Below are 12,604 nucleotides of genomic sequence, written 5' to 3'. Positions count from 1 at the left end.
CTGCAAACGCCATTCTACCGCAGCGTCTCCAGAAACACCTTGCCGCTGGCGTAGTCCATGAACTCCAGGTCCTCGACGGCGCGGTTGGCGTATTTGCGGTCCAGCTGCACGGCGCGGCGCAGGTTCTCACCCAGCTTGGCCTCGTCCTTCTGGCGGGCGGCCACTACGGCCAGGCAGTAGTAGGCCAGCGGGTCGTTGGGCTGCAGCGTGAGGGCCTCCTGGTAGATGCCGGCGGCCCCGTCGTAGTTGCCCTTGAGCAGGTAGATCAGGGCGCGGTTCATGGTGTTTTGGTAGCTTTTGGCGCTGTAGCTGAGGCTGCCCAGCGCATCATCTAGCTGCCCGATTTCGATTTCCAGCGCGGCTTTGTCGGCAAATACTTTGTCGAGCACCGGGCGGGCGCCGCCGAGCTTGATAGCGTAGTCGTAGTTCTGCAGGGCCTCCAGCTTGTCGCCGGCGCGGTGGTAGGCGGTGGCCACGCGGTAGAACATGGTGGCCGTGGGGTTGCGGTGCGCCGCCAGCGTGAAATTGACGGCCGCGCGGCGCAAGTAGGCCTTGCGCACCTTGTCGCTGACTTCCTTTTCAGAGCGCTGCAGCAGCACCACGGCCAGGTTGTGGTAGGCTTCCCAGCGGCCCGTGGTAGCTGCCGAGGTTTCGTAGATGCGCTGCTTTTCGGCCAGCAGCGGCGTGAGCGTGGCCGAATAACGCAGCTCCTCCGGCGTGAGGGCATCCACTTCCAGCTGCTTGTCGACAATCTTCTTGGACAGCAGGTAGATTTCCGAGTCGTAGCGCTTGGGCGCGGTGTACTGCACGGCCACCGTGCCGAAGCGCATCACCGGATAGATGTACTGCTCCAGGTAGTCGAAGAACGACAGGCTGTGCAGGCTTTTCTCCTTCTGGGCGTAGGTGCCGGGCGTATCGTTGATGAGCAGCAGTACCGAATCCACCTGCGCCGGTTTCAGCGCCGACTCCTGCACCTTGTTCAGGAACAAGTCCCAGCGGCGGTGGTAGGCCTCGGTTTCGAAGTCGATGTCGCGCACCCGGTTGAGGTAGGAGTCGGTGTCGACGCGGTTTTTGTAGTAGCGCTGCAGGGCCTGCACACGCTTGTCGGCCAGGCGCAGGTCGTGGGCATCGAGCGAGTCGGGCGAGTGACCGGCCACAATCATCACCTTCTCAGTGCGCTGGTTGGCCTCGATGAAGTCTTCCAGCGCCGCCACGTTAGTACCCAGGAAGTTGCGGATTTCCGAGCGGCCGGCGTCAAAGAAGAACGGCAGCACCCGGGTGCCGCTCATGTTGTTGTCGGCCAGTTCGGGTAGCAGGGCAATGGCCGTATCCTGGCGCACTACCAGGCGGCCGGTGCTGGCCACGCCCCGCGCCAGCCGGGTTTCCTTGCCCTTCAGGCGCTTGCCGTTGGGCTTCAGCTCCCGCACTTCGGCCAGGGCCAGCAGCTGGCCGGGGTTTTTGTTGGGCGCGTATGGAAAGGAAAGCTGCTTTTTGATGACCAGCTGATCTTTCTTTTCCTCATCGTAGACATACTCGCCCGACTGAAAGCTGAGGCGGCCCAGCGTGTCTTCGCGCAGGCCGTTGTCGTAGACGTAGCGCAGGTTGAGGCCGTAGGCGGCGCCTTTTTTCAGGTGGCTGGCCGGCACGCGGGCCGTTACTTCAAACAGCACGTTTTCGCCGTTGCTTTCCAGCACCGCCGGCTGCACGCTCACTTGCTGGCCGCTTTGCGCAACCTTCAGCATCCGGGGCAGCGTACAAGCAGGGAGCGTGCCGGCCACCGCCAGCAGCAGAATAGAAAGATTACGGGGCAACGGGCTTCTCATACAGGCAGGTTCGGGGCGGAATTTCCAACAACAAACGCAAAACCGCGGAAGGGAGACGTATCTTCGAAGGAAAATACCCTGCTTCGGCTTGCTTGTGCTATCGTATCGTGCTACCTTGTACAGGGTTAGCAGTGTGCATCACTTACCACCATCCGTCATGAAACGACTCACCGACTACATCGAAAAGCAGAGCTTCGGTGTCTGCAACGCCCTGGGCAACCGGTTGGGTTTTTCCACGGGAAGCGTCCGGCTGTCCTTTGTCTACGCGTCGTTCTTCACCTTCGGCTCGCCCATCGTGCTGTACTTCGCGCTGGCCTTCTGGATGAACGTGCGCCGCGCCATGCGCCGGCAGCGCAGCACCGTCTGGGATTTGTAGGTTTAATTACTGCCGTACAGTTGATTTCAAAGCCTGCTCCTGCAAAAGGGCAGGCTTTCTTATTCGCAGATTCTGCAGATTGAATAAGGGAATTTTACAGATTTCTTGGCCGATAGTTCTCGCAAGCAGCCTATGCTGTATGCCTGCTGCTCAATTCAGTAGATCTGCATCCAGCTCCGAAAACTTCCGTTTGCCCTGCCCGAAGTAAGCCCACACAAGGCTTCCCCGAAACACGCCGGGGCGCTCGGCCAGCGTGAGGCGCGGCGGAAACTGCTGCCGCTGCTGCTGCCAATAGGCGCGGCGGCGGTAGAAGTCGCGCTGGGCACGTAGGATGGCGCGGGCGTCGGGGAGGGCGCCTTGTAGCAGGAAGCGCAGGGCCGCCACCCAGTCGAGTAGTAGCCGCACGGCCAGCGTGGTGGTCAGCTCGTCGGCGTGCGTGTTCTTGTAGACCAGGGCCAGGCCGTTGCGGAAGTTGAGGTAGGTTTTGCGTGGGTTAGACTTGTGCAGCGTGCCGCCGCCTACATGAAACACCGTGCTGCCGCCGTGGTACCACACCTCGTGGCCGGCATTCCAGAGGCGCCAGCACAGGTCGATTTCCTCCATGTGGGCAAAAAACGTGGACTCCAGCCCGCCTAGCGCGTGCCAGGCCGAGGCCCGTACCAGCATGCAGGCGCCGGTAGCCCAGGCCACCGGGCGTGGGTCGTCGTACTGGCCGTGGTCGGTTTCGAGGGTGTCGAAGAGGCGGCCGCGGCAGAAGGGGTAGCCGAACCGGTCGAGGTAACCGCCGCCGGCCCCGGCGTACTCCAGAAGCGCACGTTGGGCTGGGTCGGGGCTGTACTGCCGGATTTTCGGCTGGCACGCCGCGGCCTGCGGCCGGCTTTCCAGCAGCGCCCGTTGGGGCGAGAGCCAGCCCGCCGTTACCTCCACATCGGAATTGAGCAGCACGTAGTATCGGAAGCCCAACGAGTTCGGCTGGCTAGGGCTGACTTCAGGCGTCGGATGAAGCGGGGTTAGTGTGCTCGCCTGCATACCCAACCGGCGTACTTCGTCCAGCGCCGCGTTGTAGCCCTGGCAGAAGCCCAGATTGTCGGGAAGCTGCACAACCTGAACTCCTAGAAACTCCTGCCGCACGACCTCCACCGAATCGTCGGTGGAGGCGTTGTCGGCGACAAAAACTGCGGCCCCTTCGGAGTGCGCCAGCACCGACGGCAGAAACCGGCGCAGGAAGTCGCGCCCGTTCCAGTTCAGGATTACTACGGCCACATCGGCGCAGGGCGCCGATGTAGTATCAGAGGCCAAAGCCGCCGAGGTCGAGGCCGGGAATATTGGGGATGAGGCCGCTGGTTTTGCGCTTCAGCTCTTCCTTGGCCTTGTCGCCGGCTTCATCGAGGGCCTTGTTCACAGCGGCTACCACCAGGTCGGCCAGCATTTCGCGGTCGGAGAGCAGCGAGTCGTCGATTTCGAGCTTAATCACCCGGCGCTGGCCGTTGGCCGTAGCGCGGACCAGGCCGCCGCCGGCTTCGCCAGTGGCCGTCACAAACTGCATTTCCTGCTGGGCCTGCTGCATTTTCTCCTGCAGCTCTTTCATTTTGCCCATCATGCCCATCATGTCAAACATAGCTCTCGGGTGGTTATTTTCTTCGGGGAAACAGAGAAAGAAGAGGCCTGGGCGGGCCGGAGCGGGCCGCTGAAACCAAATGCAAGGTACAGCGCCGCCGCCATTGGCCGGAACTTCCGGGCTATCAGCGGCTGCAAACCTTACATCAGATAGAAGGTATCGGAAGTGAGCGGAGCCGGCACGTTGGGCTCCTGCAGCAACTGCTTGAGGTTGATTTCCACGTTGCGCGCAATGGCCGTGACGGGCGTATCAGTCGGGGAGTTGTTGAACGGATCCTGCAGGAAGCGGGCTGTGCGCTCGATGAGGAAGAAGGTGGTGGCAATGAGCAGCAGCACCGGTACTTCCCAAAAGCCCATCGACTCCACCAAGCTCAGCGACAACGTGCCTAAGAACAGATAAATCAGAAAATGCACAAGCAGCCGATAGTTGGCCGGAAACACGGTGCTCTTGATGCGCTCGGCCTGGCCCATCGTTTCGCATAGTCGCACCAGCGTGGAATCGAGCTGCACCTGCTGGAACGTGTTAATAGCCTGCTGCTGGAACAGCTCTCTGATCTGCATGCTGTGCAGCGCTAGCAGGGCCAAGGGGCGGTTGTTCTGAGCTTTGGCGTAGGCCAGGTCAGGCTCCGACAGGAAGCGGCCCAGTGAAGGCAGCGGATCCTGGCTACGCAACGATTCGCCCAGGCTATAGCACCAGGCAATCTGGCGGTAGGCGACGGTGGTCAGATGGTCGGCCGCCTCTTGCGGGGGCAAGGCGTCGGGCTGTAGGAAGCTGCGCACCTGCAGCACCAGCGTCCGGGAGTCGTTCACGACGGCCCCCCAAATCTTGCGGCCTTCCCACCACCGGTCGTACGACTGGCTCACGTTGAAGGCCAGCAGCAGCGAAATAGCGCTGCCCAGAATGGTGGCCAGCTGCAGCGGAATTTCGGGCAGATAGCGGCCGAAGAAATATTTCAGCAGTTGGAAAATGACGGAGATAAGCAGCACCCGCAAAATGTCGGGCAGGATGCGCTTGAAGATGTAGTAGACAGGAAGCTTGACGTCGAGCAGCATAGGCAGAAAACAAGTACAACAGAATGCTGCCTACGCAAAAACAAGCAGCTGAGCTACATTCTTTGTTGGGAGCAGCAATGCCCGGCCTGCTTCCAGCCGGCCGATGGCTGGTATGCTGGCCCAAAGGTTGCCGGCCGTAAAAGGCCGCTAGCAGCCTACAGACAAAATTACTTTACTATCGTGACGGTGCCGTGCTGCACCACAGTTTTGCCGGCGGCATCCACGGCTTCAAACCGCCAGACGTAAGCCCCCAGCACCGGCTGCTGGCCCCGGATACGGCCGTCCCAGGCCTGGGTGCGGTCAGTGCCCCGAAACACTTCCTGGCCGTTGCGGTCCACTACCGTGAAGGTGTAGGTGCGCAAAAACCGGCCCTTCACTTCCAGCACATCGTTGAGGCCGTCGCCGTTGGGGGTGAAGGCCGTCGGAACGTAGGCTTCGAGGGGACGCACTGCGCTGGCAATGTTGGAGTAGCTGGCAGCCGGCAGGCCCGCGCCCGTCACTTCCAGGCGGTAGCGCACGGCTTGCAGGTCGGTGGGGAGCAGCTGGTCGAGGTAGGTGCCGCGGGAACTGACAGCGTAACTGTTGCGCACCGTGTTGTCGGGGTTGAGCACCAACAGGCGGTAACGCAGCGAGTCAGCGGTGGCGGCGGCGGGGGCACCGCGCAGTCCCGACCATCGCAGCCGCACGGCTGAGTTGCGGGTGCCGGCCAGCTCGGCGGCCAGCACCACCGGGCAGAAGGCCGCACTGACCGCCGAGCGGTTGGCGCAGTCGTCCTCGAACCGTACCTGGTAGCACGGCGCTGTTTCCGGGCTGTAGCTGGCTAGTGAGTCGCGAAGAGTACGGGCCGCCGTGGTGCCCAGCACAGTGTTGTCGCGCAGGTAAGTGAGCTGGCCGGTGCTGGGGAAGCGGGCCACGCTGGCCGTCAGCACCACCCGGTTGCGCTCATCGAAGGTCGCCAGCAGCCGGGGCGTGGCTGGCGCCTGGGTGGCCGTAGCCAGCACCGAAACGGCCTCTGAAACTGACGAAACGCCGCCTGCATACCGCGCCGTGAGGCGGTAGGTGTAGCGGAGGCCGCAGGCCACAGCCGTATCGGAGTAGGAGCGGGCGGCGGGCGGCGGGGCGGGCAGGGGCGTGCCGTTGCGTGTCAGCTCGTAGGTGGCAGGGTTGGGACCAAGCTGCCACACCAGCTCGTTGCGGCGCTCAGCAGGCTGGGCCGTCAGCGTGAGTGTGCTCACCGGCTCAGAAATAGCCTGGGCCTGCTGGCAGATGTCGGTGCGGCGCAGGCGGTAGTAGCCGGGCCGCGCGGCCGGCACCGTGAAGCCGCTCAGGCCGTTGGCCACGGCCCCGGGTACCGCCTGGAAGGTGGTCGGCGTAGCGAAATCGGCCTGCTCGACCGTGTAGGAGTAGCCGGCTACCAGCGGCGCGGTTTCCAGCACCACCGAACTGCTCTGCACACTCAGGCGCTGGATAACCAGTGGCCCCGGCGCGGCCAGTTGCGGTAGCGGCTGCGTGGCCGAACGGGTGCACAGGTCGCTGTCGGAGTAAATGCCGGCCACCGTGATGGACGTGGCGCCGGGCGGCACCGGAAACGTGCGCACCTGCCCGGGCTGGGCCGCAAACGTGCTGCTGCCAATCTGGACGGTGTAACTGTTATAAGGCGCTCCGGGCAGCGTCACCTGCACAAATCCCGGCGAGCAGGCCGCCACCGTGAAGGCCGGCACGGGATTGTCGTAGACCTCGAACACCCGGAAATAGATGGTGGAAACGCCGCCGCCCGCCTGCGCCTGGCCGTTCTCGGTGACCGTAACGGGGCCGGCGGCCGTGGGCGTGTAAACGAAAGGAGAGGGGCGCAGGCCGGGGCCGCAGGGGTTGGGGTAGGCGTTGGTGCCGGACAGAACCTGGTAGAAATACACCAGCGGCGGCCGGCCCGAACACAAATCAAAGCGGACGGCACGGCCCACGCACAGCTTTTCTACTATCTGGTTGGTTTGCACATCCACCGCCACAAAGGTGCACGCCGGCGGATTCGGCGAGGAAGTGCAGGCTTGGGCCAGGGCCGGCTCAGCAGGGGACAGCAGCATTCCCAGCAACAACCAGAGGTAGAGAAACTTCACGGAACGCATAAAATAGCAGCAGATGAAACGGAGCAAACCCCGGCCGGACAGTAACGCCAAGATACCCACAATCGGCATACGCCGCCGCGGCCAGGCTTCATGCCGAGGCCCAGTGGTTGCGGCACAGTGCGCAACTGCCTACTGCCACGGGTAGCTGCGCACGAAGTCGGCGGCGGCGTGCAGGTCGGGGTAAAGTACCCGGTCGTGGCTCACAAAGGACACTTTCTCGCGGAACGCGGCCACCACCTGCTCCAGCGCCTCCGAGGTGCGAGCGGGTCGGCGGAATTCCAGCGCCTGGGTGGCATTCAGCAGCTCGATGCCCAGCAGCTGCTCCACGTTCTGCACCACGCGCAAGGCCTTGGTGGCGGCGTTAGCGCCCATGCTCACGTGGTCTTCCTGGCCGTTGCTGCTCACCACGCTGTCCACCGAGGCCGGGGTGCAGAGCTGCTTGTTCTGGCTCACGATGCCGGCGGCTGTGTACTGCGGAATCATCAGGCCCGAGTTCAGGCCGGGCTCGGCCACCAGAAACGGCGGCAGCCCCCGCTGCCCGCCAATGAGCTGGGTGGTGCGCTGCTGCGAGATACTGCCGATTTCGGCGGTGGCAATGGCCAGCATGTCGAGGGCCAGGGCCAGCGGCTGGCCGTGGAAGTTGCCGCCGCTCAGGATGGCGTCGTCGGCGGGGAAGATGTTGGGGTTGTCGGTGACGGCGTTGCACTCGGTTTCCACGGTTTGCTGTACGTAGGCCACGGCGTCGCGGGAGGCGCCGTGCACCTGGGGCATGCACCGGAACGAGTAGGGGTCCTGCACGGCAGTTTTCGGCCGGCTTTGCAGCTCGGAGCCGGCCAGCAACGCCCGCACGCGGCCCGCCACCGCCACCTGCCCGGCGTGGGGCCGCAGCTGGTGCAGGCGCGCATCAAATGGCTCGGCCAGCCCATCAAACGCCTCCAGCGACAAAGCCCCGATGACGTCGGCGGCGGCCAGCAGACGCTGCACCCGCAGCAGCCCGTGCACGGCGTAGGCCAGCATAAACTGGGTGCCGTTGAGCAGCGCTAGGCCCTCTTTGGCTTCCAGCGTGAGCGGTGCCCAACTGAATAGGCTCATGGCGTCAGCCGCGGCCAGGCGGTAGCCTTCGTAGTTGACTTCACCCAGCCCCAGCAGCGGCAAGCACAGGTGCGCCAGCGGGGCTAGGTCGCCGCTGGCACCCAACGAGCCCTGCTGATACACCACCGGCAGCATGCCGCGGTTGTAGAAATCGAGCAGGCGCTGGGCAGTGGCCACCTGCACGCCGCTGTGGCCGTAGCTCAGGCTCTGCACCTTCAGCAGCAGCATCAGGCGCACCAACTCGGCCGGCACCTCCTCGCCCGTGCCGCAGGCGTGCGACATCATCAGGTTCTGCTGCAGCTGCTGGCGCTGCCCTGCCGCAATGGTTTGGTTGCAGAGTGCCCCGAAGCCGGTATTGATGCCGTACACCGGCGCGTCGGAGCGCTCCAGCCGGTCGTGGAGGTACTGGTGGCAGGTGGCAATGCGCTGGCGGGCGTCGTCGCCTAAAACAACGCGCGCCTTGGTGCACAGCAGCTGGTCGAGGGTGGCGAGGTCGAGGTGGGTGGCGGGCGAAAGAACGTAATCTTCGGGCATGATGGGTGGCGAAAAGCAGCGGGTGGGCTGGGGTGGAAAGTAAAAGTGAGGTTTTCCCGCGCAACAAAAAAGCCCGCCATGCCGGGCGGGGCATGACGGGCTCTTGGTTGGACGGTGCTACTGCCGCCCCGGCTACCGCGCCAGCTCGGCCAGCACGTCGGCCAGCGAAACGGTGCGCTCTTCGCCGCTGGCCAGGGTTTTGAGCTTGAACAGGCCGGCGGCACGCTCCTCGGGGCCCTGGATGAGCACGTAGGGGATGCCCTTGGCATCGGCGTACTTGAACTGCTTGCCCAGCTTGCCGGCCTCCGGAAACAACTCCGAAGCCACGCCGGCCTCGCGCAGGGCGCGCAGCACCGGCAGTACGGCCGTTTCGCTATCGGCGTCGAAGTTGGTGAGCAGGCAGCGGGTGGTGGTGGCTACGGCCGCCGGAAACAGCTGCAGCTCCTCCAGGCAGTCGTAGAGGCGGTCGACGCCGAACGAGAAGCCCACGCCCGACACGCCCGGCAGCCCGAAGGCCCCGGTAAGGTTGTCGTAGCGGCCGCCGCCGCTCACGCTGCCCATGTTCACGTTGTTGATCTTGATTTCGAAGATGCAGCCCGTGTAGTAGCTCAGGCCGCGGGCCAGCGTCACGTCGAACTCCAGGTTGTCCCACTTCTCGAAGCCGAAGCCGCGCAGGTAGTCCAGCACGCGCTTCAGGTCCTGCAGGCCTTTGTAGCCGTCGGCGGTGGCGTTGTCGGGGGCCACGCCGGCCGTCACGAAGCCAGCCAGCAGGCGCTCAAGCTTCTCCTCGAAGTGGCCTTCCACGCCCAGCAAATCGAACAGCCGCTCAATAGCCGCCGCCGAGAAGCCACGCTCGGCCAGCTCCTTTTCCACGCCTTCGCGCCCGATCTTGTCGAGTTTGTCGATGGCCACGAACAGGTCGGTTTCGGTGCCCTCACCGCCCAACGCCTGGTAGAAGGCACCCAGCACGCGGCGGTGGTTGATTTTGATGGTGTGGTCGGTGAGGCCCAGCGTGGTCAGCACCTCGCTCATCATCAGCACGATTTCGGCTTCGCAGAGCAGCGAATCGGTGCCCACTACGTCGGCGTCGCACTGGTAAAACTCGCGGTAGCGCCCGCGCTGGGGCCGGTCGGCGCGCCATACGGGTTGAATTTGGTAGCGCTTGAACGGGAACGTGAGTGTGCCGCGGTTCATCACCACGTAGCGCGCGAAAGGCACCGTGAGGTCGTAGCGCAGGCCTTTTTCGGCCACTTTGGGGAGCAGGCGCTTGCTGCGGTTGTCGGCAGCGAGGTCGTCGGCCGTCACGTCCTTGGCGAAGTCGCCGGAGTTCAGGACTTTAAACAGCAGCTGGTCGCCTTCGTCGCCGTACTTGCCGGTCAGCACCGACAGATTCTCCAGGGTCGGGGTTTCGAGCGGGGCGTAGCCGAACTTCTCGAACACGCGGCGAATAACGCCGAAAATATAGTTGCGGCGGGCCACCACGGCCGGGCCAAAGTCGCGGGTGCCGCGCGGGATGCTGGGTTTTTGAACGCTCATCAGGAACTGTGCGGATTGATGGCGCGAAGGTAAGCAAACGCGCGCCCGCTTAGCGCGCCCGCCGCGCCTGCACCAGCACCGGCGCCGCCAGCGGCGACTTCAGCGGCACCCGCAGCCCGGCCCGGCGCAGGGTGCGCACGGTCCAGTCGTTGCAGGTGCGCAGGGCGTGGTAGCGGCCGGTGGCCCGGAAGAAAAAGTCTGTAGGCGTGTAGCCGGCGGCGTTGCGCAGCTGGTAGTGCTGCAGGCTGTCGGTCTGAAACGAGGCGGCCACCTGAGCGGCCAGCGCTTGGTATTGCGCCACCGAAATGCGCAACGGTACCACGCGGGGGCCAGCCACCGGGGCCTGGCGCAGAAACCGCACGTGCATGAGCGTGGGGCCCGGTACCACGGCCCGCAGCACCACGCCGGGGCCCGGCAGCTGGCGGCCGTAGGAGGCCAGATAGAAGCCTTCGCTGCCCCAACCAAACGCGGCGTAGGGGTAGCTGCCGAACCGGGCCCGCAGCGTGGAATCGGGCAGGTGGGGCAGCCAGCTGATGCCGGTGCGCGGCTCCCGTAGCGGCAGCACCACGTCGGTGTGGGTGCCGTTGGATACCACAAACACGGGCACGCCGTCGGGCGTCTGCCGGAACCGGCGGTTGACGGGCAGCAGTGCGCCGGTCATCAGCAACAGGATAAAAGCGGTAAAGGCGGCCGACATAGCCCGCAAGTTCGGCGGTGGCCCGGGATTTACAGCGTCTTCCTGCACGCACCGGCCATCCATCCTGGCCAGCGTCGCATCATACCAGTGGCACCACTGCTCCGTAAGCCGTGGTGCCACGTGTCAAAAGGTACTATAGCTATAGCTAATTACCGTAAATTATTGTCTCCGTGGACTAGGCTGTGTCTGAAAAGTGATGCTGCAAAATACGGCGGATACAGGCCAGCGAGGCCATGCTGAGGAAATGGGCGTCGTGTTTCTCATAGCGCGTGGCCACGCGGCGATGTTCTTTGAGCGAGCCAAAGAAGCGTTCCACCACATTGCGCCGCGCATAGCGAGTTGGCTCGATTCGGGGTGGCCGTCCTCGCCGCCGACAGCGACGGCCTGCGGCTGGTTGCCGACGTGGAATGACGGCCCGGATGCGACGACGACGGAGCCAGTGGCGAATGTGGACCGCGTCGTAGCCGCGGTCGGCCAGGAGTTGACGTGGGCGTCGACGCACCCGCACCTGTTCACAAAGCGGTTCAAACTGGGGCCCATCATGCCGCTGGCCGGCCGACAGATGCAGGGCCAGCGGCGTACCCGCGCCATCACAGACTACATGCAGCTTGCTGGTCAGCCCGCCGCGGCTGCGCCCGAGGCACTGGGCTTTTTTTTCGTGCCGCCCGCCGCACTTTTGGTGGCCCGCACCGTGGTCGAATCCACCAGCCACGTGTCCAGGTCTAACAAGCCGGCCGCATCCAGGCGCAGGCGTAAGCGGTGCAACACCCGCTCGAAGGTGCCATCAGCGGCCCACCGGCGAAATCGTTCGTACGCCGTTTGCCAGGGGCCGTAGCGTGCTGGTAAATCCCGCCAGGGCGCTCCGGTGCATAGGATCCAGAGTAAGGCATTCCATTGCTGGCGGTCATCGCGCCGGGGGCGCCCCAGACGTTGTGGGGGCAATTCGCTTTCCACCGCGGCCCATTGGGCATCTGTTAACTCATACCGTGCTGCCATACCCTAAGATACATAACACCCCTTTTCAGACACAGCCTAGTATAGCTGTTTTTTACCAGCTAGGAGCCCAGGCGTTGCGCCAGCACATTGGTAGGCTGGTTGCTGCTGCGCTGGGCCACGGCCTTGCGGGCACCCACTACCACCGGCCGCCCCGGCAACGACTGCAGCGTGAGCGTGCCCAGCTGCTGGCGGTTGTGCAAGGGCCGGAACGCTACCGTAGGCTGCAGGGGCTGGTAGCCAAGCGCCGTCGACTGCACGATGTAGCGGCCCAGCGGCAGGTAGCGGAACTTGAAGTTGCCGTTGGCATCGGTGGTGCCGGCGGCGGCCAGCTGGTGGTTGTCGGCGCGCAGCACCACCACGCTGGTGTAGGGAATGGGCTCCTGGGTGTCGCCGTCGCGGAGGCTGCCGCTGACGGTGCCGTGGCCTAGCACCTGAGCCGAAAGCTGCAGCACAGCCAGCGAAGAAATGAAACCAAGGAGGGTGCGATTCAAAAAGGACGTTTTCATGATGCTCAGAAAGGTTGGAATGAGAAGGCAAGGCGCTGCCCGTCAGTCGGCCCCGACGGGCCGGCGAAAACCGGGAGCAAGTGAGAAAAGCAGGTGGAACACCCGGCGCGCTATAGGCGCAGGCCAGGACCAGACCCCGCCACCCAAATCGGCGGGACAACAGCGGCAGGAAACGAAAAAGGGAGCCGGCCGGGAGTAGGTGTTAGTTGTATTCGAAGCAGCTGACCTTCTGGGTGATAGATGGCAGGTGC

The 12,604-nt window shown here is 64.2% G+C and carries 10 protein-coding genes and 1 pseudogene; 1 reads left to right on the top strand and 10 read right to left on the bottom strand.

Annotation, left to right across the window (positions count from 1 at the left end; genetic code table 11):
* Positions 1–14: 14 nt before the first annotated feature.
* Positions 15–1,811 (bottom strand): tetratricopeptide repeat protein, encoded by a 1,797-nt coding sequence (locus N008_RS19520; protein WP_197062908.1) that lies wholly within the window; start codon positions 1,809–1,811, stop codon positions 15–17.
* A gap of 169 nt (positions 1,812–1,980) precedes the next feature.
* On the opposite strand from N008_RS19520, the gene N008_RS19515 reads away from it, so the two are divergent.
* The gene (locus tag N008_RS19515; protein ID WP_044017951.1) at positions 1,981–2,199 is read left to right on the top strand and encodes a PspC domain-containing protein; all 219 of its coding nucleotides are present in this window, start codon (positions 1,981–1,983) and stop codon (positions 2,197–2,199) included.
* Positions 2,200–2,349: 150 nt separating this feature from the next.
* Here the strand turns inward: N008_RS19515 and N008_RS19510 are convergent, their stop codons facing one another.
* The 9 genes and pseudogenes from N008_RS19510 to N008_RS19470 form a co-directional block, all read right to left on the bottom strand.
* Complete coding sequence (locus tag N008_RS19510; protein ID WP_231569751.1) at positions 2,350–3,498, bottom strand: glycosyltransferase family 2 protein; 1,149 nt, start codon at positions 3,496–3,498, stop codon at positions 2,350–2,352.
* Positions 3,488–3,817 carry a YbaB/EbfC family nucleoid-associated protein gene (locus tag N008_RS19505; protein WP_044017950.1) on the bottom strand — a complete coding sequence of 110 codons (330 nt, stop codon included), beginning with the start codon at positions 3,815–3,817 and terminating at the stop codon, positions 3,488–3,490. Before N008_RS19505 ends, N008_RS19510 begins: the two co-directional genes overlap by 11 nt.
* 140 nt (positions 3,818–3,957) lie before the next feature.
* The gene (locus N008_RS19500) at positions 3,958–4,869 is read right to left on the bottom strand and encodes a bestrophin family protein (RefSeq protein WP_044017949.1); all 912 of its coding nucleotides are present in this window, start codon (positions 4,867–4,869) and stop codon (positions 3,958–3,960) included.
* Positions 4,870–5,036: 167 nt separating this feature from the next.
* On the bottom strand, positions 5,037–6,992 hold the full coding sequence (locus N008_RS19495) for a T9SS C-terminal target domain-containing protein (RefSeq protein WP_044017948.1): 1,956 nt from the start codon (positions 6,990–6,992) through the stop codon (positions 5,037–5,039).
* A 129-nt stretch (positions 6,993–7,121) separates the two neighbouring features.
* A complete protein-coding gene (gene hutH, locus N008_RS19490; RefSeq protein WP_044017947.1) occupies positions 7,122–8,618 on the bottom strand; it encodes a histidine ammonia-lyase in 1,497 nt (498 codons plus the stop codon).
* A 132-nt stretch (positions 8,619–8,750) separates the two neighbouring features.
* A complete protein-coding gene (hisS, locus tag N008_RS19485) occupies positions 8,751–10,154 on the bottom strand; it encodes a histidine--tRNA ligase (RefSeq protein ID WP_044017946.1) in 1,404 nt (467 codons plus the stop codon).
* 49 nt (positions 10,155–10,203) lie between these two features.
* The gene (locus N008_RS19480; RefSeq protein WP_044017945.1) at positions 10,204–10,851 is read right to left on the bottom strand and encodes a DUF2459 domain-containing protein; all 648 of its coding nucleotides are present in this window, start codon (positions 10,849–10,851) and stop codon (positions 10,204–10,206) included.
* A gap of 175 nt (positions 10,852–11,026) precedes the next feature.
* Positions 11,027–11,778: pseudogene (locus tag N008_RS22495) on the bottom strand (IS5 family transposase).
* A gap of 128 nt (positions 11,779–11,906) precedes the next feature.
* The gene (locus N008_RS19470) at positions 11,907–12,353 is read right to left on the bottom strand and encodes a carboxypeptidase regulatory-like domain-containing protein (RefSeq protein ID WP_044017944.1); all 447 of its coding nucleotides are present in this window, start codon (positions 12,351–12,353) and stop codon (positions 11,907–11,909) included.
* Positions 12,354–12,604: the final 251 nt, after the last annotated feature.

The organism is Hymenobacter sp. APR13, assembly GCF_000737515.1.
Lineage (GTDB): Bacteria > Bacteroidota > Bacteroidia > Cytophagales > Hymenobacteraceae > Hymenobacter.
The sequence above is the reverse complement of the archived record's forward strand: the minus strand, read 5'-3'. Positions and strand labels throughout refer to the sequence as shown.